This is a genomic window from Anaerolineales bacterium (assembly GCA_015075725.1).
In the GTDB taxonomy this organism is placed as follows: domain Bacteria; phylum Chloroflexota; class Anaerolineae; order Anaerolineales; family Villigracilaceae; genus Villigracilis.
This window is the reverse complement of sequence record JABTTV010000001.1, coordinates 1335658-1360980: the sequence shown is the minus strand read 5'-3', so window position 1 is coordinate 1360980 and position 25323 is coordinate 1335658. Positions and strand designations below refer to the sequence as shown.

The 25323-nt window shown below is 54.8% G+C and carries 17 protein-coding genes; 1 reads left to right on the top strand and 16 read right to left on the bottom strand.

Annotated elements, in window-relative coordinates:
- Window positions 1–54: 54 nt before the first annotated feature.
- The 8 genes from HS100_06525 to HS100_06490 form a co-directional block, all read right to left on the bottom strand.
- Window positions 55–2520, bottom strand: a complete 2466-nt coding sequence (locus HS100_06525) for a hypothetical protein (GenBank protein ID MBE7433551.1) — start codon at window positions 2518–2520, stop codon at window positions 55–57.
- A gap of 6 nt (window positions 2521–2526) precedes the next feature.
- Entirely contained in the window at window positions 2527–2883 is a 357-nt protein-coding gene (locus HS100_06520) for a DUF952 domain-containing protein (GenBank protein MBE7433550.1), read from the bottom strand.
- A gap of 30 nt (window positions 2884–2913) precedes the next feature.
- Window positions 2914–7833, bottom strand: coding sequence for a glycosyltransferase family 39 protein (locus HS100_06515; protein MBE7433549.1), 4920 nt, complete (start codon window positions 7831–7833; stop codon window positions 2914–2916).
- Between the two features lie 48 nt (window positions 7834–7881).
- Window positions 7882–10071, bottom strand: a complete 2190-nt coding sequence (locus HS100_06510; protein ID MBE7433548.1) for a glycosyltransferase family 39 protein — start codon at window positions 10069–10071, stop codon at window positions 7882–7884.
- Window positions 10072–10153: 82 nt separating this feature from the next.
- On the bottom strand, window positions 10154–10867 hold the full coding sequence (locus HS100_06505; protein MBE7433547.1) for a methyltransferase domain-containing protein: 714 nt from the start codon (window positions 10865–10867) through the stop codon (window positions 10154–10156).
- Between the two features lie 49 nt (window positions 10868–10916).
- Entirely contained in the window at window positions 10917–11675 is a 759-nt protein-coding gene (locus tag HS100_06500; protein MBE7433546.1) for a class I SAM-dependent methyltransferase, read from the bottom strand.
- Window position 11676: 1 nt separating this feature from the next.
- A complete protein-coding gene (locus HS100_06495) occupies window positions 11677–11892 on the bottom strand; it encodes a PLDc N-terminal domain-containing protein (GenBank protein ID MBE7433545.1) in 216 nt (71 codons plus the stop codon).
- A 1-nt stretch (window position 11893) separates the two neighbouring features.
- Window positions 11894–13054: a glycosyltransferase family 4 protein gene (locus HS100_06490; GenBank protein MBE7433544.1), complete on the bottom strand. Its 1161-nt coding sequence runs from the start codon at window positions 13052–13054 to the stop codon at window positions 11894–11896.
- Between the two features lie 107 nt (window positions 13055–13161).
- Here HS100_06490 and HS100_06485 point away from each other — a divergent pair, with 107 nt between their 5' ends.
- Window positions 13162–13581 (top strand): hypothetical protein, encoded by a 420-nt coding sequence (locus tag HS100_06485; protein MBE7433543.1) that lies wholly within the window; start codon window positions 13162–13164, stop codon window positions 13579–13581.
- Between the two features lie 84 nt (window positions 13582–13665).
- Here HS100_06485 and HS100_06480 read toward each other — a convergent pair whose 3' ends face one another.
- The 8 genes from HS100_06480 to HS100_06445 form a co-directional block, all read right to left on the bottom strand.
- A complete protein-coding gene (locus tag HS100_06480; protein ID MBE7433542.1) occupies window positions 13666–14685 on the bottom strand; it encodes a GDP-mannose 4,6-dehydratase in 1020 nt (339 codons plus the stop codon).
- 18 nt (window positions 14686–14703) lie between these two features.
- Window positions 14704–15357 (bottom strand): rhomboid family intramembrane serine protease, encoded by a 654-nt coding sequence (locus tag HS100_06475; GenBank protein ID MBE7433541.1) that lies wholly within the window; start codon window positions 15355–15357, stop codon window positions 14704–14706.
- On the bottom strand, window positions 15358–16377 hold the full coding sequence (locus tag HS100_06470) for a flippase-like domain-containing protein (GenBank protein ID MBE7433540.1): 1020 nt from the start codon (window positions 16375–16377) through the stop codon (window positions 15358–15360).
- A gap of 38 nt (window positions 16378–16415) precedes the next feature.
- Complete coding sequence (gene lepA, locus HS100_06465; GenBank protein ID MBE7433539.1) at window positions 16416–18215, bottom strand: elongation factor 4; 1800 nt, start codon at window positions 18213–18215, stop codon at window positions 16416–16418.
- Window positions 18216–18270: 55 nt separating this feature from the next.
- Window positions 18271–18798 (bottom strand): GNAT family N-acetyltransferase, encoded by a 528-nt coding sequence (locus HS100_06460; protein ID MBE7433538.1) that lies wholly within the window; start codon window positions 18796–18798, stop codon window positions 18271–18273.
- A 3-nt stretch (window positions 18799–18801) separates the two neighbouring features.
- Entirely contained in the window at window positions 18802–21555 is a 2754-nt protein-coding gene (locus tag HS100_06455; GenBank protein ID MBE7433537.1) for an adenylate/guanylate cyclase domain-containing protein, read from the bottom strand.
- 154 nt (window positions 21556–21709) lie between these two features.
- Window positions 21710–22081 (bottom strand): hypothetical protein, encoded by a 372-nt coding sequence (locus HS100_06450; protein ID MBE7433536.1) that lies wholly within the window; start codon window positions 22079–22081, stop codon window positions 21710–21712.
- A 90-nt stretch (window positions 22082–22171) separates the two neighbouring features.
- Window positions 22172–25315 (bottom strand): caspase family protein, encoded by a 3144-nt coding sequence (locus HS100_06445; protein ID MBE7433535.1) that lies wholly within the window; start codon window positions 25313–25315, stop codon window positions 22172–22174.
- Window positions 25316–25323: the final 8 nt, after the last annotated feature.

Genomic DNA, 25323 nt, shown 5'->3' with positions numbered 1-25323 from the left:
ATTGGGCGGCGCGCGACAGCCACATTTTACTTGAAGCAGGTTTGGAACGAACGGTTACGGTGCTTCGTAAATGACCGTCCCGCCCTGTTGGAAGACCGGCGTAAGATTGATCGCGAACTTTTCCTCGTTCACCGGCATGGAATTCCTTTCCAGATTCCCGATGAAGATATAACGGATATTATATCTTTCGATGATGGTCTTAGCCTCCTCCCAACGGGCAGTGGCGTAAAGGGTCAGGATGTCGTTTTCGCGAGAGCCGTGTAACTCGTAGCCGCCTCTCCATTGCGCTTCGTGACCGGGCCAACCAAGAACGGTGGGATATCCCGTGAACGTCGAAATGCGCCCATAATAGCTGTAGCTTCCCCCCACCGCTTCGGCAACCACCCCTTCAGGTTGGGTCATGAGGAATTCGATCCCCGCCGCATCGTCGGGGTTTTCGCGCTGGATGCGGGCAAAGTCGTCGAGGTTGTATCCGAAGTACGGGTTGAAGTTTTCCGTCTTGGTCATCAAGCCAAAGACGGGATAAAGCAAGCCGCAGAAGACCACCAAACCGGTTGCGAGGCGAAAACCGACATTTGCAAAGGTGAATCCGCGCAGGGATTGCGCAAGATATCCGACCCCGAACGCAGCGACGAGGCTCCAAAGCATCCATGCCTGGTAGTAGAACTTGAAAACAGTGTTGATCCGATAACCGAACTGGTCCCGCAGGAATACGAATTCCGGTGCGAGGATGAGAACTGCTCCAAGGACAGTAAGAAGCAGCACAAAACCCAAACCGGAAAGCGAACGGGGATCACCGCTTGTCTCGGGTCTTTCATCTGCGGGATTGGATTTGGAGAAGAGGAAAGCGACCGCGGGAATCAACACTGCAAGCAACGTTATTAGACTCCCGATATGCCTCAGCCGCCGGAGGGAGGTTGCCGCGAGGAACTGCGAGGCGGTCATGTTATAGGAGGCAAGCGTGGCGTCCACGAGGCCTTTCTCGACGATGGAACCGATGAGTCCGAGCAGGAAGGTGAGCAGACCGAGGACAAAGGTAAGACCAAGCCCAATGGTGAATCCCAGTTTCCAGTTCGGACGAGCCGGGCTCTTCCTCCACAAATAAAGAAGAAAGATAAAGATCGGGATGAGCAGAGTCCCCCACATTACCCAAAAATGTGTTCCGCGCGTGGGGTACATGAAGTTCGGCAGGATGCCGCCTGCCTGGGAAGAGAAACCGAGATAGAAGGGAAGGTAAAGAAGCAGGGAGAATACTCCCAGTGGAATGCCGAGGATGAATATGTCCTCGAAACGCGAGCCGTTCCAGCCATTTTCATTCGCGCGCCAAAGAATGTATGCAAAGACTATCAACGCAGCGGCGATGAGAATATCCCAGGTGTTGAGGAAGGCGAGGCCGCCAAGGACAAGCGCGGCAAAGAAAAACCCTGCCGGTTTGAAGTCCAGCCGCGCGGCGATGAACGATGTATTGCGGTCCTTCCAGCCGCCAAGAAAGACGTTCAATGCCACGGAGATGGCGAGCAGGCCAAAGGGAATTGCCAGGACATGCGGATGCAGGTCGCCGAGCAGGAAAGAGAAGAAGGGGAATTCGTCGATCACTTCGCGATGGACGCCGATCATGTCGTAGTCTTGAATCACGCGCGACGCGCGCCACCACCAGAGATAACGTTCGGGGATCCAGCCGAACGGTTCGACCGGCGGCTGAGAAAGTTCCTTCATGTCGAGCCAGGTCCAAAATGCGCTGGTGAACGTTCCGTCGGAGTTTTTGCTCCAAAATAGTCCGCGACGATGGAGGACTTCGAGGACGGTCTCGAAATTGGATACAAGAAGGAGAAAGAGAGGCGCCAGCAGACCATGGAAAATGGACGATGGACGGTGGATCGCTTCACCGTCTTCGGTCTTTGGTCTTCGGTCTAAAAGATTGTAGACGATGCCAAACGAGCCGATCGCTCCGAGGGCAAAGACGAGCGACGTCATCAGGTTATGCGCCAGACTGCCCGGAATGGATGAGAGGCTGGCAAGCATGGCGGTCATCACATAGCCGAAGTAATAATAGGAAATGGCGTATCCCGAAAGCCAGGCGTCCTGCGGCGGGAAGGTTTCAGAGCGCATAATGGAATTTATGAACATCAACTCCATCGGTTTTTCCGTGCTGGCCAGTTCGGCATTGGCCGATCGGGCAAATGCAAGGAAGGCGAACGCTATAAGAAACAGGATTTCGGTTGTGAGAATGAGGGGAATATTGGAGCGTACGAAATTGACGAGTGATGAGTAATGAGTGATCAGCGACCAGATGCTGAGCGCGATAAGAGTTGCAAGGGCAAAAAGAATGCCACCAGGGTCGTTGCGGGTAAACCCGAGAGATGTGAACAACCAGAAGGCGTAACCCCAGATCAATAATCCTGCCGTGCGGGCGAGGGTGTAGCCGCGGTCCGTGAGAGCAGGGAAGAGATGGTAGACCAAGGGAAAGGTCAACCAGCCAAGCAGGGTAAGGATGAGATACCAGGAGAGGAAAGCGGTCATCAGGAGTTAGAGATTTGGAAGGGTGAACGTTCCGGTGGCGGGATCGGGCTGAAAGTCGAGGACGGAGGCGACGGCGTTCAGGTTGAGAGGTCCGTAGAGATGCGGGAAAAGGTCTGCTTCAGAGATATTCTCCGCCGGAGGTCCGGCGGGCGCTTCCCATTTGAGTTCGGCATCGAGTTTCGTTTCATCCACCACCAAAAGGATCAGATCGGTTCGTCCGCGATAGAAGGCGTTCGCGACATTGACCGCCTGTTTATCGGTCGAAAAATGGATGAAACCTTCTGCGGAAAGGCTTGGCGAGGTGTATTCGCCTCTCGACTGCGCGGCGGACCATTCGTGTTTGGAGGTGATGTGGAGAATCATGATGGTTCCTCGCTTGAGTGATTACGATCGCTACTTGACTTCATAGATTGTCGTGTTTGTGTCTTGATAGACAGCGTCCCAATACGTGCCTTCATATGCAGGGAACTTCTCCAGTCCATCCGGGATATCGGGCAGGGCAGAATAGACATTCCGTTCCAACTGGCCAACGACGATGTATTGAACATCATACTTATCGATGAAGGCGAGTGCAACAGCAATGTCGGGGTTTGTATAGAACCCGCTGACCTCGCGCACGCGTTCCTCGACCTGCGGCGCAAAAATTCCGCGCTGCTGGCGCTGATGCCAATTCCAGCCGATGACGCCCGGCAGGCCCGTGTAAATGGTAAATCGCGTGCACCAGCGGTATTCCGTGCAATTTGCCTCGGCGATGACAGGCGAACCCTGCACGTTATCCTGCATCCAGCGGATGGCGCGATAATCTTCAACCAGATCCATCATTTGCCCATCCCAGTGCTGGGAGTGCGCCATGAATTCCATACTATCGAGGGAATGCGGCGCGTCGGGATTCATCCGGTCGCTGATCTTGTCGGTGGCGGCGGTGAGGGTAAACATGAAGGCGCAAGCCAGCAGGATGTACACCCCGGTCTGATAAACGGCGCGCCACTTCAAACGCCATTGCGAAAAAGCGGGCAGGAGCCAGCCAAACGCCGCAGCCGCGCTGACGGCAAACATCATCCACGCCTGCAAATACAACTTGAAGATGGTGTTCATGCGCCCGATGTCGCCGACAAGCGCGATAAACTCAACGGCGATGGTGATGGTCAATGCCGTGCCGGTGAGAAAGAGCACGAAACGCTTCGCGTCGTTCTGGTCGGGGCGCAGGATGAGAAGCGCAGACCAGAAAGCCAGTGGAAGAGCGAGAAAGCCGATGACCGCCTTCTCCACGATGAAGAATACGAACAACGCGATGAACGCCGCAAGAGCGATCTCGAGCAGGACGGCATACCGGCGCAGGCGCTTCAAATGCGAGACAGGCGTTGCCGCCATCCACTCGCGGGTCTCCCAAACCAGCCAGGCTGTGATGATGAACAGGAACAGACCCCACTGAGTGAAATACGATGAAAGAGAGGTCCGCGAAGCCTGCCAGAAGGAAACCGAGTTGTACGCCTGCCCGAACCACTGAGTGAATGGCAGATAGAAAAGCGACCCGAGAATATACAAAAGAGCAGATGCGGCAAGCGCCAATCCGGTTTTGACCAGCCAGGCGTGAGCGTTGAGATCGCCCTTCAAGTTGAAATAACGGATGATCGTATACGCGACGGAAATTGCGGCTAAAAGAAAATAAGTATACAAATCCCAAGTGTTCGTTGGCTTCAATGCGCCGATCATCAACGCACCAATGGCAAAGGACGCGAACCACTCGCCGCGGGTCAACTGCGCGCGTCCGCGTACGAATGCCAGCGCCCAGGCGATGATGAACAACGCCAGCGGCATCACCAGCATATGCGCATGCAGGTCGCTGTACAGGAACGTGAACAGCGGGAATTCCGTGATCTCGTTGCCGGGTCCCGGCGGGATGACGCGGCTGGGGAACCAATACCAATCTCCGCGCGCGATGGGCAGAGTCACATTTTCGGTTATTACTTTCCATGCCCCCTGGAATGCCCAGGACCAACGCTGAAAGAAACCGGCACCGGCAGGAATGACCCCGCCCGGCGCTGCAACGCGTTGGAACGCGCTGAACAATAATTGGATCGTCCCCAGATTGCCGAGCAGGACGGTCAAAAGAGAAGCGGCAAAACCGGTTACAAGTTGAAGGTTGAAGGGTGAAGGTTGTCCACTTCCAACTTCCAACCCGCGGTGTTCAACCGCACCAAACCCGATCATAAATGCGCCCAGTGCCACCAGCGCGAACCACGTCGGTAAAATCAAATTGTGGGCAATCGAAGGAACGATACCGAGCAGTTTCACCGGCGTCCCTGCCAGTACAAAGCCGTAATAGTAATAGTTGATATATCCGCCCGCGTACCAGGGATCGTACGGCGGGAAACTCGTGCTCTTCAAGACCGCGTTGAAATACGAGAAATCCATCGGACGTTCGCCGCCTTTGGACGGGTGCCACATATCCGGATTTCCCAGCCGGATGAGCAGGTCGATCAGGAAAAATACCAGGAAGACGATCTCCACCATCACGAAAAACTGACGTTGAGAATTCCAATCCTCTTTGAATTCCGCCCTGCGCCTCATCCATAAGCCGATGCCTGTCACTGCCACCAGACCGAATGCCACGCCGATACTGATCCGCGTGTACGGCACACCGAGCGAACCGCCCATCCATGCCAGCCACGCAAGCAGGACCAGGCCGACAATCCTGCCCAGTGCATACGAATATTGCCTCAAGCCCGGCAGAGCCAATCTCGCAATTGGATAGGCGAATACGCCAAGGACGAAGAGGAATGTGTACCAAAGCAACACACCCAGAAGCGGATATTTGTTCTGAAGCCAGTCATAATCGAACAACTGCGACCACGTCCCGCCCGCGCGCTGACTCGCCAGGCGCGACTCCGGCAGCATCAGCGTTTTGAAATCGCTGAACTGGGTCGGCGTGAGCGGAACGACCTTGGACAAATCCACCGAGCCGAGTATTGCGCGAACCCGGTCTGTGGTGAACGTATCCGTTTTCCTGAAGATCATCACCTTCGGGTGGTCGTAAAAAGTGAAAGCTTCCTCCGCCCGCTGGTCGTTAATGACGATACCGCCCAATGTCGGGTACGACTCAAAAACCGACGCCAGTTCGAATCCAAGCCTGCCTTCATACGTTCCAGGCTGGGCGACACGATAGCATTCGATGATCTCTTCGCCTTCAGGACAACCGATCAATTCGCGGTAATAGAGTGTCGTAAGCGGATAACGCTCCGGCAAACGTGTGATCTGCCCGTATTGATGGTTGGTGGGAATGACAATGTAATCCGCTTTTGACAGGATTTCGACGAACCGGTTAAGTTTATTGGCGTCGTCGGGCCAATAGACCTGCAAAACAAGGTCGTCGTTGCTGTACATCCCGCCGTAGGGATCGTGTCCGTCGATACGGAACGGCAGGCCCCAGTCGTAATCCGATTCGTTGACGACAGCCGAGCCTTGGATGAAGAGAGCCTGACCGAGTGTTTCGATACTGATGGTGTAAGACTCTTTCGTGGAAAGCGGGATGACCTTATCGAAAGTAAACGTCAACGGCACGCCGCGCGGATTCGTCGTCCGAGAGGTATCCAACATCGTGGAGGCGCGACCCAGCACAAGGTCCGGTTGTGAGGCGGAAGTGAGGGTCAGGTTGACCGGGGCGGGTATCCCGGAATCGTCGCGGGCATATGCAAAAGTCACTTCGGTCAATGCGCCGTCCTCTTTCGGGATGAAGGGAATTGTGTAGGGAGTCCCGTTCACGATTGGAAAGCCCGGTAATACTGCCAGAGGCTGGCTGTATGCATTGTGGCCTGTTTCGACGACAAGGTTGACCGATGATGGCACGTTCTGGAACATCCAACGCGAGGCCGCCATGCGAGTCTCGTCGCGCAGGTAAATGCTTTGGAAGGCGAACGCCCAGATGGCGGTGAGGGCGAGGACAACCGTGCCAACCCCTGCGGTTAAATAACGCATTACGGAATATGTATTACGGAATTTAAACTGTTTCGGGAACTCGAACAACACCCAAGCTGCCATCATGCAAAGCAGGGGATAGATCGGCAATTGATAACGCATGGTGGCGTTGAACTGAAGCGATTGCCAGGTGAAATAGAATGCCGTCCAACCCCAAAGTAGAAGATGGCGGTATTCGCCTTTGAAGACGCGCCAGCCCATATACAGGAATCCCGCCCACGCCAGAATGCCGAGCGGAAGCCCAAGCCCCCACAAGGTGAGATTCTCGAATGAATACAGGTGCGAACGGCGCGCCCATTGAAGATTCCATGGCAGGTCTGCCCTTCCGGTGGCTTGCAGGCGTTGTTCCGAGATTCCCGCGATCCATCCCTTGTCGAGCATCAAGCCGTCGAAGGCGTAAGGCTGGAAGATGCGGAAGGAAAGGATGCAGGCGAGTCCGCCAGCCACAAGCGATAGAATGATCAACGACCAGTATCCAGTCGTCAGGTTTTTTTTACGGTCGTGAACCAGCCAGCGGACGAAGAACGCGAACGGAAGAACGACCGCCATCGCCGCGGCATTGATCTTGGACGCCATCGCCATGCCGAGCGCGAAGCCAAAGCCCGCGGAGAGATAGAAAAGCGGTTGTTTGAAAAGACTGGTGATCAAAGACAAGCGGGAAGCAACGCGCAAAGGCTGGATATCCCCGCCATCCACGATTCCCTTTTCACGATCAACTATTTCCTCATCACTTCCCGCGCCCTTCCATTCCAAAATCCCCACAGCAAAACACAGGGCAAGGAAAAGGAACGAATTCACGAAAAGGTCGGACGTAAAATAATGCGATTGTTGAATCTGCATCACCGCCAGCGATGAAAACAAAGCAGCCAGCACCCCCACTTTGCGCCCATACAGACGAGACACCAACAAGTACAGGAAGAAGATGGAGAACAGGTCGGCAAGGGCGGACACCTGCCGCGCAAAAAATTTCGATGTGCCGATTTCATCATTCCCCGTCGCTTCCAGGAGGATGCGCGTGAGCGTCATCGGCAGGTTGCCGTAGACGAAGAATGCATATCCGCGGTTATAGGGATTGAGCGTCGATTTCGAGCTGTCGAAATATTCGCCGGGATTCATCCAGCGGCGATCCTCGGGCGGGCAGGCATCCACGGGAATCTCCGCTGGTTGTGCGCAGACTTTGGCGCGCAGGTTATCGAGAACGCCCATCAAAAATAATTCGTCGGGGTGCTGATGATAGCCTTCACCCCAGTTGTTGCCGCCGAGTCGCAAAAATCCCGCCAGGAGCAGGACGAAAATTAGGAGTACGTCGTACAGCCACGAGTGTTTTTTGCTGGTCATGATGTTTTGCATAAGTGACAGTCACTTTGAAAGTGACTGTCACCTGATTCACTGCTCCACTAAAAAGATAAAAAAGTCTTTGCCGGGGAACGCCGAAGTATAGCGGGTGACTTTGCCGTTCGGGTAGAGTTCCCTGAGAAGCCTCTCAGTTTCCGTGTCCGCATTCCAATAGATGAACATCTTGGGCGGAGGGTAAGCAAGACTGTCCGAGAAACGATCGGGCCAAATGGCAAAATCTCGATCCGGCACGCCTGCGTAAATGCCCGGCAGGCGGGTATCCACCCAATATGGATAAGGCACGATCCAGACCGTATCTGTCCCGCCGTATTTGTTCCTGAAATCGGTAATGACCTCGCCCATCTCGGACGAGTTCCAATGCGCCGCCGCAAACGATGTCGAAAATTTATTGAAGACGATATCGTAATTGGAATACGCAACGCCTGCGAATAGGATTCCCACCATACTGTAGGCGATGATCTTGCGCTTCATCCCGGACCCGATACTGGTCACCAATCCATCGAGCGCCATCGCCGCCATCACGAACACCACCACCGAAGCGCCTCCGGCGCGGTTCAAGGCGGGATTCTCACCAGGGAACGCCAGCGAAAGCACGGACGGCAGAATCAGAATTGGAATGGATGCCAGCAAGAACAGATCGCGCCAATCACGCTGGCGGATGTAACGCACAACGACAAAGACCAGCCCTATCAAGAACAAGGAGGCCGTGATCACATCCAATGCGGGGCGGTGCGTGACGGAATGCGTGCCGATCTCGCCGTCGTCCCAGTTGAACATCAACAATCCTTTGTACATGTTCGAAAGGAAGATCTGCCATGCGGGACCGGGCAGCGGAGTTTCCACGCTGCTCAGGCGTGTGAAAGCGCGATATCCAAAATGGTCGGGGTGAGCGATCCAATATCGCAAGAGCGGCGAAAAAACAAAGACCGAAACGACGACCACCAGCAGGAACCAGAAGAACGCGCGGCGGCGGTCTTCGCCGGATTTCGTATGAAGAAAGTAAAACAAAAACGCAACGACCACCAGGATCGGGACAATGCGGAAGGGGCTGTAACCGTGCAAACCGAGTCCGAGAAAGAGACCGGCGAGGATGAAGTCGTTACGGTTCTGGGTCCGCAGGCCGCGGATGAGATAAAGAAGCGTGGGCGCGGCGAACAGCGGGTATAGCGGGAAGCGCAAACCGATCCGTGAAATGATGTTGGGCCAGCTGGCTACTCCAAAGAGGAAAAGCACAAAGAGAGCGACGCGCGCATTCCCGAATTCCCTTCCAAGCATGTACATGAAGGGAAGGGTGAGAATGCCGAGCAGGACCGTGCCCAATTTAAGGCTGAAGAAGGTATAGCCTGTATTAAAGACGTTGAGGACCAGCAGGGTCCAATACATTTGAAAGGCTTCGCGACCCGTGTTGCGCTCGAAGAAAATATTGGTATTGCCAAGCGAAGTGATCTCGTATACGTCGAGGATTTTTTCGGCATGGTCGCTGAACGGCTCGATGGGAACTTCGTTGAGTTGATGCAGGCGGAAGAAAACCGCAATGACGATCACAGCCGCAAGCAGGCCGTAGCGAAGCCATTTGTTGCGAACGATCTCGAAGTTTTGTATTTTGAGTTCGGCTCCGCCCCAGGTCCAGACCTTGGTCGGGCTGACTGCGTTTTCTTCCCGGATCAGAACACTTGGCGTTCGCACCCAGAAGCTGTAAACCAATAGCCCCAAGGATAAAAGCCACAAGGAAGTGTTGGTGGCATTGAATTTTTCCTCCCCGAATGCCAGAAAGGCAGAGACGCCCAATATCGCCGCCAAAATCAGTGGAACCAGTCGAACGGAAAATGGGTCGGCCATGCGCCAGGAAGCGGGCATCTCGGGCAGATGCCATTCGTTGGAACGATACGACCATAAGCCGACACCGATTGCGGCGAGATAGATCACTACTGAGATCATCCCGAGGCGGAGCGGCGGCTCGACCATGGCCTGCGCGCATAGCGCCAGGCCGAACGCCAGCACAGCCCGCCAGGGGAAGGTCGTGAGGCGGACCGGTTCGAGGACTTGTTCCGCGGCTGCGTTCTGAGCCGCCTCGTACGCCAGCGCACGGTCGAATTCCTCGCGGCGGCGGGCATCCCATAGCGAACGGATGAACGTGAAGAACGTATTCCAGTCCTTCGTAAGGGATTTATACAGATCGAGAACGGTGGGTTCTTTTTCGGGAGCGGGTTCGTGTTCCATATTGTTCACGGCGGGCGTCATTATGAATTACGGATTACGCAATAGGACGCGTAATCCGTACCGCGATTCTATACCATTTTTATCATTTCTTCCTTGCAATCACGATAATGCTTTCCCCCCAGCGCATCGGCAGAAAGACCCAGCCGGTGACGGCTTGGAAACCGCCAAGCGACCCGAAGAACAATTTCTGTATCTGCTTCGGCACAAAGCGAACATAGGGCACATCCCAAAATCCGTCGGAAAAGACGCGGATGAATTCAAAACCCGCTTCTTTTATCAGCCTCAGCCATTCTTCCGGTTCCTTCAATGAAATATGGGTCGGGTCCTGGTAACCGATCCATTTATCACCCTTCCAAGGCTTGAGCAGCGAGCCGAGGTTTGGCGTGGCAAGAATCAGAACGCCGCCTTTCCCTGTGACGCGCCCAATTTCCTTCAGCGCTTTTTCCGGGTCGGGCAGATGTTCGACGATATGTTTGATGATCACGGTGTTGAACGCGCCATCGCTATAGGGCAATTCCTGCGCCGATGCCACTTGCAGCGACGCCCCCTCCGCCGCGTCTTTGGATTTACTCACCGCCCAATGATTCAAATCCATGCCGTACGCCTCGAACCGCGACGATAACTGACCGACGAGATGCCCCATGCCCGATCCCACCTCGAGCAGACGCGCTCCGCGCCGCCCATATCGCCGCGCCAATGTGGCGAAGAATCGATTCGACCACCAATACATGCTGTATTTGGCGAAGGTAATGTCTTTGTAAGTATGCGTGGAAAAATAATGTTCGTCGAAGGGCATGGGGGAAACCCGATATTCGGTTTAGGTTATTCGAAGAACGAATAACAAATTATCGCTTTCTAGCAATATAAAAAGTGAACGTTCCATCCTCAACCGCTTGAGGCGAGGCGTATTTTTTGACGTACGCTTCCGTCGCGGCAAGGTTCCATTTGGTGGGAGAGATGATCCATTTTCCGGTGAGCGCTTTGGCAAGGACAGACGGCAATCCAAAATAATGTCCCCATTCTAACACCCGCATCGCGGCGGGCGAGAAGTAATGCCACCATCGTTCGAGGGCAAACCCTGCATCGCTCAAACGATTTTCCCACACATCCGGCTCATCCGCATGATGGACGCGCGAAATTTTCCGGAACCAATTTTCGTAGGGTCTGCCAAAAACTTTGGTCAGTGAGAGGGCAGAGAAGTAACGGGGGTTCGGCACACAAAAATAGAAAGGCGCGCCGGGTTTGAGCACGCGGGCTGTTTCTTTGAGAACGGAGTCGATGTGAGGAATGTGCTCAAGAACGGAATTGCTCAACCCGCTGGCGAAATAATTTGAGGGAAAGGGAGTCTGCGCGCCATCGGCCTCGACCAGGGATTCATATGCGCCAAATTCCTTCGCTTCGCGCATCGAATAACGCCACGGGTCGAGACCGACGTCGAGTTTTCTGTCGAAAGTCAGCGAAGCAAAATGGCCGTCGCCGCAGCCTACATCATAGACCGGTGACGGCAGGGGCAGGTCCTGATAGTAGGACGACTCGATTGCGCGGAGAAAAGCGCGAAAGTAGGGAAGGTCGCGGAGTTGGAGGAAGAGAAAATCCTTGGGCAAATTATTCTCTACTTTCAACGGAAGGTTTGACGATCCAGTATGCCAAAGCGCCAAGAACAGGGATAAGGCAAATGGTTAGCGCCCAGACGGCCGTGGGCAAATTCCCGAGTTTCTTTTTGCCGAGATCGATCAAGGCGCTGACGGGCAGCAAAAGCAGAAAAAGCGCAGCCGCCAATTGAACGATCAAGAATCCCATATTGATCCCTAATGCATCCAAGTTATTTTCCCTTCTTTAATCTTTCGAATAATCTTTCGTATTCCTGCGCAATCGAGTCGGGATCGTAGGCGGTTTTGATGGCGTCCACATCTCCGCGATACTTATCCTTGTTATCCAGCACTTCGAGGATGGCGGCTGCAAGACTCGCGGCATTGCCGATCGCAGAGACGGCCCCCATGGCGTGCATCTTCACCGGCTGACGCACGCCCGGCAGGGCCGATGGAACACTGGGCACGCCGTTCATCATCGCTTCGATCTGAACCAGCCCAAACGCCTCGGTCGAATTTAGCGATGGAACGGTAATGACATCCAGATTTGGATATACAGCAGAAAGCTGAACCGGGTCGAGGTTGCCGAGGAAGGTCCATTGTCCCTTCAGTTCGTATTCGCGAATGCGCGGAATCAGGCGGTTGAAATACGCCTGTTCGCCCATCACATTTTCATGCTGGCCTGCATATAGGACCTGGGCATTCGGGTATTTTTCCAGGATCATCGGCAGGGCATCGAGCAGTACTTCCACTCCCTTCTCGGATGCGAAACGCGTGACCATGCCGATGACGGGTTTGCGTTCCTTTGTGTGGAATCGCTCCGAGAACGCGGAAACCGCTTCCGGCTTGGCATCCGGCATTTGAACAGGCGGCAGGATCGGGGTCAGTTTTGAGGCGTATTTCGACAGGTAGGGGGAGTGATCGGCATAATCCCGTGTGTAGGTGACGATGTGATTCGCGAGGAGTCCGGCCATGTGGTTTTGAAAATCCAGCACGGTATTCACGACGCGGTTGAACATCCCTTGCGGGAGCTGCACGTCGCAGTGATAGGTAAGGACGGAGGGTTTGCCAAAGAGACGGGCGCGTAATGCAACGCCAGGCGCGTCGAACTGGGGCAGGTGAAGTTGAACGACATCGTTCTGCCAGACCAGTTTTGTGGCGACGAGACCAAAGGTCGGCGCAAGCACCCCCTTGCTGACGCGCGCGAGGACAGGCACGCGGAGGATGCGAACGCCGTCCATTGTTTCTTCGAGCGGAAGGGACGGGTCGTACTGCGTGGTCATCACCGTGACCTGGTGCCCGCGCTTTGCAAAGGCGCGCGCGAGGCGCTCGGCATATATGGTCAACCCGCTGGTGTGCGGACGGTAATACGTGAGGACGGTGAGAATTTTCATTAAGCGAGGGGATTATAACCCACGCAATTTTCCTCAATAATGAGGAAACCATCGGGTTGGGGAGGTGTTTTCATAGGTAACAGGTTCCATTCAAAAAGGAGAGAAAAATGGCAACAAGTAAAAAATCCCAATCCAAAGCCCCGGCAGCCAAGGCATCGACAACATCTTCCGACAACAGCATGGAGATGGCCTGGAAATGGCTGTACGTGGGCGGTATTCTCGTCGCCAGTTTGTTGGGAGCGCTGCGAGCGATCGGCGTTTTTGGAAATGCGGATTTGAGCTGGCTGGCGATCGTGTTCGCGGTCATAGGCTTCCTAGTCGGCCTCTTTTACTTCGACTCATCCGACCTCATGAATTTCGGTTTGCGCTTTTTGATTGTGTCCGCCGCCGCGCCCTCCCTGAACGTGATCCCGGTGGTCGGGCTTTTTCTCACGGGTTTCTTCACCTCTTTCGCCGCCTTCCTGGGACCTGTGGTCCTCGGCATGGTTATCGTTTACTTCTGGAAGAAATACTTCGGAAGTATGTAATACGCAGACCGGGAGCCGCGGGGATTGCGGCTCCCGGTCATACACCAAATCTCTTCATTTCTGGGGGTTTATTTCTTCGCGTCGTTAGAAAAGATTCCTGTTGGCCTTCACCCATTCGAACAACATAGTCACCCCTTCCTCCACGTTGATCTTCGGCTCCCAGCCGAGTTCGCGTTTTGCCTTTGAAATATCGGCATAGAAAACCTTTTGGTCGCCGGGACGCCAATCGCCGCGCGTCACTTCGATCGTGCCGCCGAGCAGTTTTTCGAGCCGCTGACCGAATTCCGCCCAGATGGACATGACATTTTTGGGTCCGCCGCCGAGGTTATAGACCTGACCTCTGGCGATGTCTATTTTTTCAACGGCAAGGTCGTAGGCATTGATCAGATCGTCGACGTATAAGATATCGCGAACTTGTTTACCGTCACCATAAATTGTGATATCCCGTCCCATCACGGCGGCGATGATGAACCATGCCACCCAACCCTGGTCTTCGATGCCGAACTGGCGCGGACCATAAATGCAGGACTGGCGAAAGACGACAGTGGGCAATCCGTAGATCCGCGCATAATCGCGCGCATATTGGTCCCCCGTTCCCTTTGAACATCCGTAAGGCGAATGGAAATCGAGCGGCTGGGTTTCGGGGCAGCCATTCAGCAGATCCTTGTACCGCCAGCGGGTGGGCTCTTCGAACAACTCCACTTCCTCCATGCCGCCGTATACTTTATTTGTCGAAGCATAAATGACGATGGGATTTCTTCCCGATAAACGCGCGGCTTCCATGACGTTGAAAGTACCCAGCGCATTGGATTCGAAATCGTCCCGGGGATTCGTCACGGAAGTGGTCACCGCAACCTGCCCCGCCAGATGCGCGATCACATCGGACCTTGAAGCGGCTTCAGCGATTCTCGAAGCGTCTCGCACATCCCCAACAACCAAATCGAAAGTGTTTTCCCCGAATTCATTCCTCAGCCATTCGATATTGCGCTTCGTGCGCGAAAGATTGTCATAAATGGTAACCTTTTCCCCGCGCTTCAACAGGCGATGGACATAGTTCGAACCGATAAACCCGGCACCGCCGGTGACTAGATAATTCCTACTCATGAGTTCTCCTGTCTTTTTTTAGTAACGCCTTTGCACAAACAAGCTGACGGTGAGCAAGCCGAATACGAAACCACCGATGTGCGCCCACCAGGCGATGCCGTTTGAAACGGCCCCCTGCAGGGCGAGCCAGCCTGAAAATAATTGCGATACGAACCAAAAGCCCAGGAAGATGACGGCTGGCAATTCCACAAGGGTGAAAATGAAAAATATCGGCACGAGGCTGGCAATCCGCGCCCTGGGGTAAAGGATCAGGTATGCCCCCAGCACGCCGGCGATCGCGCCGCTCGCGCCGATCATCGGGACCCCGCTGGAAGGGAAGAAAAAAGCCTGCAAGTACGCAGCTGAAGCGCCGCCAAGGAGATAGAAAACGAGATAACGCACGCTTCCCATGCGGTCTTCGACGTTGTCGCCGAAGATGATCAGGATCCACAAGTTGCTGACGATGTGGAACCAGCCTCCGTGCAGGAACATGCTGGTGAGGACCTTGAGCCAGCCATCGGGGGAGTCCCATGCCAACCGGGCGGGAATCAGCCCCCAGTCATGGATGAAGCGGACAAGTTGCGATTCGCCCAGCGTCAGTTCATAATAGAACACCAGGCTGTTCAGGATGACAAGCGTCCAGTTCATCAACGGGAAACGGCGCGACCTGGCTGTGTCGTAAAGAGGGAACATCTAACTGAATTCTTTGTCCTTTTCCTTAGTTCTAAAATTCATCAATTGCCGGTACACGCCCGAAAGGGTTTGCCCTTCGCTGGCAAGACCAAGCATGCCGATCACGGTGCTGTTGAGATAATTATATAAACGCATGGTGAGCGCGGCTGCAAGCGCGGTCGATTCATCGGCGGTGAAGCGGGTGAGCGCAAATACAACGGCGCCTTCGAATGTTCCCACGGCTCCGGGCGCGGAGGGGATCGCCCCGCCGAAAGCCGCCATGCCCAGACCGAAAATCGCCCAAAGCAATTCTGCATCCGGAAAGAAGGCAAGGACCATCAAGTAGTATGCGACCAGGGCACTGATCCAATTAAGGATCATCCAAAAAAGAAAGCGCAGGAACAGCCAGCCATCAGTAAGCACGCCCAGACCTTGAAAAAACGACTCGAGAAAACTGCCGCCAACCCTTTGCAAGGCCGTGAATCGAGCGCTGAGTTTATGGAACAGGTCCAATGCCCATTGGTTGTTGCGGGCGAGGATGTACAGGAGCACCAAACCCATAAGCATCACGCCGCCGATTACGTAGCCAAGCGTGGGAGAACTCTCGGAATTGACCACGTAAGGAAGCGCGCCGAGAAAGATAACCGCTGAAATGATCAAATCCACGACGCGCTCGATGACAATGGTGGGAATGATCTCGGCAAAGGTCAGACCGCCGGATTTGCGGCTGAGTAAAAACGCGCGGCCGATTTCACCCAGGCGAAACGGCAGGAAGTTGTTGAGCAGGTAGCCTTCACCAGCGGTATAGAACACATCCTTATATGTGGGCTTGTTGCGCAGCAGGGTGCGCCAGACGATGGCGCGCACCGCCAGCCAGACAAAGGAAAGGGAAGCGGCAATTGCAATCAGCCCATAATTTGCATTACGCATGGCGGTCAATGTGGTCTTGATATCCACGAAGTAAAGGATGACCGCAATCAACACAATGCTGACGAGAATGCCGGGGAGGATTCGTTTTATGGTGTTTCGAGATTCGGACATTTGATTCCCTGCGTTTGCGTTTTGCGCATTACGCAAAACTATTCGTCTTCCAGTTTCAAGACCGCCATGAAGGCGTCCTGCGGGATTTCCACATTGCCGACCATCTTGAGCCGCTTTTTGCCGCGTTTTTGTTTTTCGAGCAGTTTTTTCTTGCGGGTGATGTCGCCGCCGTAACATTTCGCGAGCACGTCCTTGCGCGTCGCTTTGACGTTGGCGCGGCTGATGATGCGCCCGCCGGATGCAGCTTGGATGGCGACATCGTACAACTGACGCGGAATCAAGTCCTTCAGTTTGGTAATGAGTCGTTGACCTTTGTGGTATGCTTCCTTCTCGTGGACGATGGCCGCGAGCGCATCCACAGGTTCACCATTGACAAGGATTTCCAATTTCTGCAACTTGTCGGGGCGGTATTCCAAAAACTGATAATCGAGCGAGGCATACCCCTTGGTGCGCGATTTGAGATGGTCGAAGAAATCAACGATGATCTCGGAGAGCGGGATCTCGAAATCGAGCTGCACACGGTGCGGGGCGGGATGCTCCTGCTGTTTGAAGATGCCGCGCCGCTTGGTGACCAGATCCATGATGGGACCATAGAACTCCGTCGGCGTGATGATCTCGATGTTCATCCACGGCTCGCGCACTTCGACAATCGTGCCGGGGTCGGGCAGTTCTGCGGGCGAATCCACTTTGACTACTTCATTCGTATTGGTCAATACTTCATATTCGACCGACGGTGCCGTGAACAACACATCGAGCAGGTATTCGCGCTCGATGCGTTCCTGAATGATCTCCATGTGGAACAAACCGAGGAAACCCGCGCGGAACCCGAAGCCAAGTGCCTGCGAGGTTTCGGGTTGGTAGGTCAATGAAGCGTCGTTGAGCTGTAATTTTTCGAGCGAGTCGCGCAGTTCGGTGTAATCATCCGCTTCGACGGGATAGATGCCCGCGAAGACCATCGGCTTGGGAAGGAAGTATCCGGGTAAAGGCTCGGCGGTGGGAGACGAGGCAAGCGTCATCGTATCGCCGACGCGGCACTCATGCACGGTTTTGAATCCTGTCGCCACATATCCCACTTCGCCGGACCCAAGCGAATCAACGGGTTTCATCCCCGGCGAAAAGATTCCGATCTCAACCGGACGCAGGTCATTCTTCGTCGAGAACATGCGCAGGTTGTCCGTCGATTTGATCCTGCCTTCAAAGACGCGAATGTATGCGACCACGCCCTTGTATGAGTCGTAATGCGCATCGAAGACCAGAGCGCGCAGAGGTGCATTGTCTTCATCTTTGGGCGGCGGGACCCTTTCGATGATGGCTTCGAGGATTGCTTCGACGTTGATGCCTTCCTTGGCGGAGACTTGCAGAACCGTTTCCGGCGGGACCCCAAGCAGGGAGCCGACATCCTCAGCCACTTCGTCGGGACGAGCCGAGGGCAGATCGATCTTGTTGATTATGGGAATGATCTCGAGGTCGGCATCCAGCGCTTGATAGAGATTCGCAAGCGTCTGCGCTTCGATGCCCTGTGTCGCGTCAACGACCAGGATCGCGCCTTCGCAGGCTTTCAACGCGCGGCTGACCTCGTAACCGAAGTCCACGTGACCCGGCGTGTCGATCAGGTTCAATTCATATTTTTGCCCGTCTTTCGCCGCGTAGAACATGCGTACAGCCGACGCCTTGATGGTGACTCCCTTTTCGCGTTCGAGGTCCATCGAGTCGAGCGCCTGCTCGGTCATGTCACGCTCGGATACCGTCCCCGTCAGTTGAAGGAGGCGGTCGGCAAGCGTGGATTTTCCGTGGTCGACGTGGGCGATAATGCAAAAGTTGCGAATATGGTCGGTCATTGCGGGGCGAAGTATACCCGATTATAAAAGAAGAAAAACGCCGCTTGGGCGGCGATCAGGCAAGATGACTTTTCTCTTTTATTATCGAGTACACCCAAAACGGTCCATATTCATCACTGCTTTCTTTTTCGAATTTCATCCCGATCTTCTCCGCCACTCTCTGCGAAGGGATATTCTCCGGGTCGATCAAACAGATGAGACGCGATAGATTCAATTTCTCGAACCCATATTTCAGGATGGCTTGCGCCGCCTCTGTCCCCAAACCATGGCCTTGATACGCCCCCGCAATCGTATACGCCACCTCAATCTCATTCTGCCCATCGATCTCCCACGGGAGTAACCCGCAGCGACCGATGAATTTCCCCGTCTCTTTGTGAATCGTCGCCCACAATCCCAACTCTCGATTCCTGGGATGTCCATGCATGTGCCATTCCAATTCCTCCTGCGCTTCTTCGCGTTTGTGCGGCGCATCGGGAATGTATTTCGTGATATCGGGGTCTTGATACAACGCCCAAAGGTCATCAAGGTCTTCGATAAGTTGATGACGTAAAACAAGCCGCGGGGTTTCGAGAATGACCGCCACAGTCTACCCCACCGCCAGCCGGATTGCCTCGTCCATTTCCATGGCGCGGCCCCTGCTCCATGCTGCATTGAAATCCTTCTCGTTCATGTTACCCATCAAATCCGCCACCTCGCGGTCATATTCCATGCGCTCCATCTCGGTCATTTGAATATTGATCTTTTCGCGCAGCGCCTCCGCCGCACCGAGGAGGGTCGCGGCAAGTTCGGGTTGTTCCTTTGCCTTGGCGATGAAGCCAAAACACTCCAGTTGATTTGCCACCGCCGCGCGATGACCAAGCCGCTTCCATTCGACGATGGTCTCGCGGTACATGGTTTCGGCTTTGACGTGCTTTCCTTCCGCCCGGTCCATGTGAGCCAACTCGCTTTTGACCATGTTGGCGCGGTGATGATCGCCCATGCTGAGGAAGACATCCATGAGCGGCGTGAATTGCGCCCTCGCTTCTGTGAAGCGACCATTGTATCGCGCCGCCATGGCTATCCCAAACAACATCATGGTGTGACCGAAGATGTTATCGTCCCCTTTTAATACCTCGAGACCTTTTTTCAATAGATCCCGGGCTTTCTCGTCGTCCTGACCCAGCATCATCATGCGCGTCCCGACCGAACCATAGAACATGCCCAAGGCAAAGGGATTGTTCGAACCTTCGACAAGACCCTGTATTTCCTCCAAAATGGCATCCACTTCATCGAAATGCCCCGACATCATCTTGGACTCCGCTTCAAAAGTCAGTACGAATGCCAGCAGGGGAATGTCATCGATCTGGCGCGCCAATGCCGCGCACTGTTGTGCCGCTTCGCCTGCAGCAGGGACATCGCCCTGGCTGAAAAATAAAAAGGACATCGCCTGCCAGGTCCTGGCAATGATCCTTTTCCTTTCCCTTCCTTCAGCGTCATTTCGTTCGGGCAGGTCCTTTGCGTGTTTCAGCGCTTCACGCAGTAATTTCAAAGCTTCCGCTTCGTAGCCGCGCCTGAACCAGAAATACGGCAGCGCCCCGCCCATCCGCAGGACCAGTTCGATATCCCGCTCCATGCCCCACTCGAACGCGGCGCGGATGTTATCGTAATCCGCTTCCAGCCGATTCACCCAGCGCAAGGCAGTGGAACTGTAAAGTTCCTTTTCAGCCTTTTCCGCCAGTTCGACGTGATATTTCAAATGGCGGTCCCGCATCTCCTCCGCTTCGCCCGCTTCGAGCAACTTGTCCCGCGCATACTGACGGATCGTTTCGAGCAAATGATAACGCGGTTCATCGCCTTCCTCGTCCATCACCACCAGCGACTTGTTCACGAGCTGCGGCAACAGTTCCAGCACATCCGTGTCATTACAAACTGTTTCAGCAGCTTCGAAAACCCAACCACCTGCAAAGACCGACAAATGCCGCAGCAGTTTGCACTCGGGTGCGCTCAGGATGTCGTAACTCCAATCGATCAGCGCGCGCAGGGTCTGCTGACGCGGCAGGGCCGTCCGCGAACCGCCTGTCAACAATTTAAAGCGGTCGTCGAGTCGTTTTGCGATCTGTTCGGGGGTGAAGGCGCTCACGCGCGACGCCGCCAGTTCGATCGCCAAAGGGATTCCGTCGAGGCGGGAACAGATCTGGGCGACATAAGAAGCGTTATCATCCGTCAGATTGAATTTGGGATTTGCCGCCGAAGCCCGGTCCGCGAACAATCGGACCGATTCGAATCCCAATCCCGCCTCCCGCGTGACGTGGTCTTGGTTCGGCATCGAAAGCGATGGCACCCGGTAGACCGTTTCTCCGTTGATCCCCAACGCCTCGCGGCTGCTCGCAATGATCTTTATGTTCGGCGCGTTGTGAAGAAACTCATCCACGAGCGCGGCGCTGGCTTCCACAAGATGTTCGCAGTTATCGAGTATGAGCAGAAGATTCTTGGCTCGCAGGTAATCGAGAACGAAACCTATCAACGGCATGCCAGCCTGCGCGCGGACGTTCAACACCGAAGCCACCGCCTGCGGGATCAACCCTGGATCGGCAACAGGCGCGAGTTCGACAAGCCAGACTCCATCCACAAAGTGCGGAAGCAAATGTGCGCCGAGTTCAAGCGACAACCGGGTCTTGCCCGTCCCCCCCGGACCGATGAGAGTCAACAGGCGCGCGCCTTCGAGTCGTTTGACCGCCTCCGCCATTTCGCGATCGCGCCCGATGAAGGATGTGAGTTGTGCCGGGAGGTTGTTCGTTACGATCGGGATCGAATTGAGCGGCGGGAAGTTCTTGAGCAATTCAGCCGCGTTGACCTGATGGATCTTCTCTGCCTCGAACAGTCCTTTCAAATAATGCTCGCCCAGATCGACCAGGGAAACGTCATTGGGCAAATGTTCCCGCGCCACCTGCGCGGTAAGATCCGAAAGCAAAATCTGCCCGCCGTGCCCCACAGACATGATGCGCTGCGCGCGGTTGAGCGTCTGCCCGTAATAATCGCCGTCGCGCAATTCCGCCTCGCCTGTGTGAAGTCCCATGCGGATTTTGATCGGCAATCGACCGTTGTTGGTCGAGGTTTGGAATATTTTTTGCGCCTTGATGGCGGCATTGACCGCATCGACCGCTTTTTCGAAGACTGCATGAACGCCATCCCCCGTGGTTTTGATGACGTATCCCAGGTTGTCTATAATTGCTCCCCTCAAGACAGAGTCATGTTCTGCCAGCGCAGCTTTCATCGCCTCGGGGTGCTGTTCCCACAGCATGGTCGAACCTTCGATATCGGTGAATAAAAATGTGACTGTGCCGGAGGGATAACCGTTCATAAAGGACTCCATCCTTCATAAAATATGTCTAAAGCCAGGAAGGGCAAGCCCGGAAATATCTGCCAAGTTTACACCCAATTCGGATGATTTAACGCGAAAAAAAACGCGCCAGTCGACCTGACGCGTTCAAACGGTTTGGCTTGTACGTCTTGAGCTAGTTGCTGGCGTCATCTCCGCCGCGAGTGGCATCGCCACCACCACGGGTCGCATCGCCGCCGCCGCGGGTGGCGTCACCTCCGCCTTTTTCCTCGCTGTCCTGGGTAAAGGTAAGCGGCATGCCGGACCCCATCGGGGTTTCCACTTTTTTGGGGGCGATCTTCTTCGGCGCCCGCTTTTTCGGAGCGGCTTTTTTGACGGTCTTCTTCTTAACGACCTTCCTGACAACCTTCTTTACAGTCTTCTTTACAGCCTTCTTCGCCGCGCTCTTGCGGACGGCTACCGCCTTCTTCAGCTTGCCCTTCTTGAGCACCTTCTTCGCCTTGCTCTTCTTGGGAGCGGCCTTCTTCTTTTTTCTTGCTGTTGCCATGGGTTTTCTCCTCTCGGTGAAAAATGAATGGACTTGTAAATCAAGAATACCACAAAATCACGCGGATGCAATGCACTTGCGCCCTGCCTGTCATTTTTCGTACACGACCAGGGGCAGCAGGTCGCCGTACATGCGAAAGACGGGCGTCTGGATGCCATTCGTATAATGCAGCACACGGCGCTGGACCGAAGCCATGATGTTCAGCATGCTGAAATCGCTCTCGAACTCCAGCGCTTCGAGGACCGCCTTGGTGAACACGCCATGCCCAATCGACGGGTGCTCCCGGGCAAATTCCTCGCTGCGGGCGGCGTTCAGGATGTAGATTCCGCGTTCGTTGATCGCGTAGATGCGCTTTGCAAGTTCATTCGGGTCCACGCCGCGGACAACTTCGCTGCCCGCCATGCCGGAATGGCATGCGTCCGTCGCCAGGATCACATCCACCGGCAGGGCGGTGATCTTTTCCCCAAGTTCGATGAACGACAGCCCGGTGGCGCGCGTGCTGGTCTTCAACAGATCGTAACACCAGAAATACAATTCGCGTTCCTTCGCGTCGCTCCGCCTCACACCGTGACCGGAAAGGAAGACCATGAGGACATCCCGCCGGGAATCGTTTTTCGCCTTTCTTTTCCTGATCTTTTCGCAGATCGCGTCCACCTCTTTGAAAATGGCTTCTTTCGTCGCCTGTTCGTTCAGCAGGATGGACGCCTCGACAGACTTGAACGCCTTGTTCTTCAATGCGCCCTTGTTCTTCAAAGTACCTTCCAGCATGGAACGAGCGAAGGCGTTGTACATGCTTTCAGCGTCGTCGTCTGCATAGGTCAGCGATTTGAAATCGTCGGTCTCGTTCTTTAGTTTCGAAACTCCCACCGCCAGCAGGTACAGAGTCCCGTTCTCCCGTCCTTCGAGGAAAATGTTCGCCTGGGATCGCGCCGCCTCCTCCGCCTCGGGTGCGCCGCGCGCGGTTCCCATCCTGCCCAGGGCGGTCTGCTCCACACCTCTGCTTGTGAATGGAACCAGAAAACTGTTCTTTCGCTGTTTCTGATCCGGTCCCGGTCCGATTGCCTCGAATTGAAGGGGGATCGACTTCGCGGCATCATTTTCCGCCAGAATTTTAAATCCGTTCCAACCGGGCTTCAGCCGAAGTTTGACCGTGTAATTCTTTGCGATCTTTTTCGCCTCCCAGACAAAACCTTCGTTCTGGACGATCCATACGCGGCGGACTGGATTCTTCGGGCTCAGGTTCTGAACCGAGAACCGGAAGGTGACTTCCCGTTTGGTCCGCCTCACTCCGCCCTTTAGAAATTCCACAATGGGCGGCAGGGCATCGATGACATCCACCTTGCCAATTTGAATGCCCTCTTTAGCCAGTTCTTCCAAGGCGCGCTTCTCGTTGCCGTGCTCCACAATGGCTTGAATGATATCGGGACGATAAAAGGTCTTGCTCAGGCGGTCGCTGGGGATGAAGACGGCCTCCATCTCGGGACCGCGGTTCAAATGATAGCCGAAGCGCATGTCTCCGTCCTGGCTGGCGTTGTAGTAGCCGCTTTCACTCCAGATCACCCATTCATCGTCCGCGCCGACGAATAAATTCAAGGCGGGGCATAAATGTTCACCGGTATCATTCTCGGCATCTTCCAAAAACCACAGACGCATCACCTGGTCCGCGCCGGCAGTGACCAGCCATTTTCCACAAGCCGCATGGTCGATAACGGATGCCTCATGCCCGACGAGAACACGTTCGGATAATTGATACGTTCCCTCCGGGCTGCGAGGCGCGAAACGAAGTTTACCGTCCTGCGAGCCGATCACCACGGAACCTTTTTCGGTAAACCCATACGTGGACACGTTGTACCAATCGCCGGAAGGAACAGGAAAGTAACTTCCGTTCGGCAGGAGTAATAAATTCCAATTGCCCTGCTCCGAGAAATCCAGGCTTTGTTTGCCGAATGCTTTTTCGGCGCGGCGGAACTCGGCCGCTTCATGAAACGGAAACGATCTCAGCGTCATGGTGCGCAGGTCGAAGACGCGCTGCAACACGATCCTACCATCATCCAAACGCAGGGTATCGCGCGTGCCAAAACCGATCTGTTCATTCGGGCTGACGCCCACGACATGGACGACCCTTCCCACGCCCTTGCTTTCGGCGATGAATTCACCTTCCATGTGTTCCGTGCTCCAAAAATGGAGCGCATTCTGGTCGCCGCCCGCGCTGACGGCAAGGTCTCCACCCGGCAAGGCCACGCCGAAAACCTGGGAGTCGTGGCCGAAATAAACGCTCTTCAGCGGGAATTGACCAAAAGCCGTGTCATATACTTTGATCTGGACAATGGAACTATCCCGCCTCTGCCCGACGATCAGCCGGTTTCCGTCGGATGAAAAAGCGGGGTTCGCCGGAGGGGATTCCGAATCGACGACGTTCACCAACTTTCCATCGAGATCGTAGCAATAGAACTTTTTATTTATATTCTCGTCGAAATCGGCGGGCGAGATCACAATGAATTGGCGGCTTACTGCAAGAGAGTCCGGCGCAATCCATTCTTCCAAATCCCTGCTGAACAGTCCGGTCAATTTTTTCGAGATGGAAAATGAAAAAGAGGAAAGCCTGCCCGGCCGATATCCAAACGGCTCCCAGGCAGAGGCAATGATGCGATAGTCGCCGCCCTTGCCGGGCTTTTCCGGCACAAAGCGGACATAGGAGGGAACCAATCCGCTTTCATACAAAACCGTCGAAGCGAACGGCTCCGGTTTTTTACCGAACCCTTTGAGAAGATCCTTCGTCTTATGGACCATCAAGAGTCCCCGGCGGGATTGGTTCGGGTTGCCAGCCAAAGCCAGGTATTTGCCATCCAGGCTGAAGTCCAGGTCTTGAAGCGTGCCCGGATAGCGGAATCCGGCTTGAAGGTTGCCTGTCGCAAGTTCGTACACGCGCAATTCTGTTTCGCGTTCGTTCTGGTCCTGCCGGTCATCGGGGTACATCCACGCGAGGGAAACGATATATTTTCCATCGCGGCTGAACGAGAACGCCTGTATCGCTCCTTCGTTCCCTGCGCCCATCTGCCCGAGCAGCATGCCTGTTTGTTTTTGTGCAGGGACATCCCAGAGCCGGATGGTCTTATCGATGCTCGAGGAAGCGAGGGTTTTACCATCCGGCGAGGCGCGCAACTGATTGATAAACGCGGAATGCGTCCCCGTTTCCAGTTTTAATTTGGCAGTGAAGTTCGGCTTTTTTGGCATGGAGACCT

Coding starts and splice junctions, on each gene's coding strand:
- HS100_06485 (MBE7433543.1), top strand. CDS start 13,162: ATGGCAACAAGTAAAAAATCCCAATCCAAAGCCCCGGCAGCCAAGGCA.
- HS100_06480 (MBE7433542.1), bottom strand. CDS start 14,685: ATGAGTAGGAATTATCTAGTCACCGGCGGTGCCGGGTTTATCGGTTCG.
- HS100_06505 (MBE7433547.1), bottom strand. CDS start 10,867: ATGCCCTTCGACGAACATTATTTTTCCACGCATACTTACAAAGACATT.
- HS100_06520 (MBE7433550.1), bottom strand. CDS start 2,883: ATGATTCTCCACATCACCTCCAAACACGAATGGTCCGCCGCGCAGTCG.
- HS100_06470 (MBE7433540.1), bottom strand. CDS start 16,377: ATGTCCGAATCTCGAAACACCATAAAACGAATCCTCCCCGGCATTCTC.
- HS100_06455 (MBE7433537.1), bottom strand. CDS start 21,555: ATGAACGGTTATCCCTCCGGCACAGTCACATTTTTATTCACCGATATC.
- HS100_06450 (MBE7433536.1), bottom strand. CDS start 22,081: ATGGCAACAGCAAGAAAAAAGAAGAAGGCCGCTCCCAAGAAGAGCAAG.
- lepA (MBE7433539.1), bottom strand. CDS start 18,215: ATGACCGACCATATTCGCAACTTTTGCATTATCGCCCACGTCGACCAC.
- HS100_06475 (MBE7433541.1), bottom strand. CDS start 15,357: ATGTTCCCTCTTTACGACACAGCCAGGTCGCGCCGTTTCCCGTTGATG.
- HS100_06510 (MBE7433548.1), bottom strand. CDS start 10,071: ATGGAACACGAACCCGCTCCCGAAAAAGAACCCACCGTTCTCGATCTG.
- HS100_06525 (MBE7433551.1), bottom strand. CDS start 2,520: ATGACCGCTTTCCTCTCCTGGTATCTCATCCTTACCCTGCTTGGCTGG.
- HS100_06515 (MBE7433549.1), bottom strand. CDS start 7,833: ATGACCAGCAAAAAACACTCGTGGCTGTACGACGTACTCCTAATTTTC.
- HS100_06445 (MBE7433535.1), bottom strand. CDS start 25,315: ATGCCAAAAAAGCCGAACTTCACTGCCAAATTAAAACTGGAAACGGGG.
- HS100_06490 (MBE7433544.1), bottom strand. CDS start 13,054: ATGAAAATTCTCACCGTCCTCACGTATTACCGTCCGCACACCAGCGGG.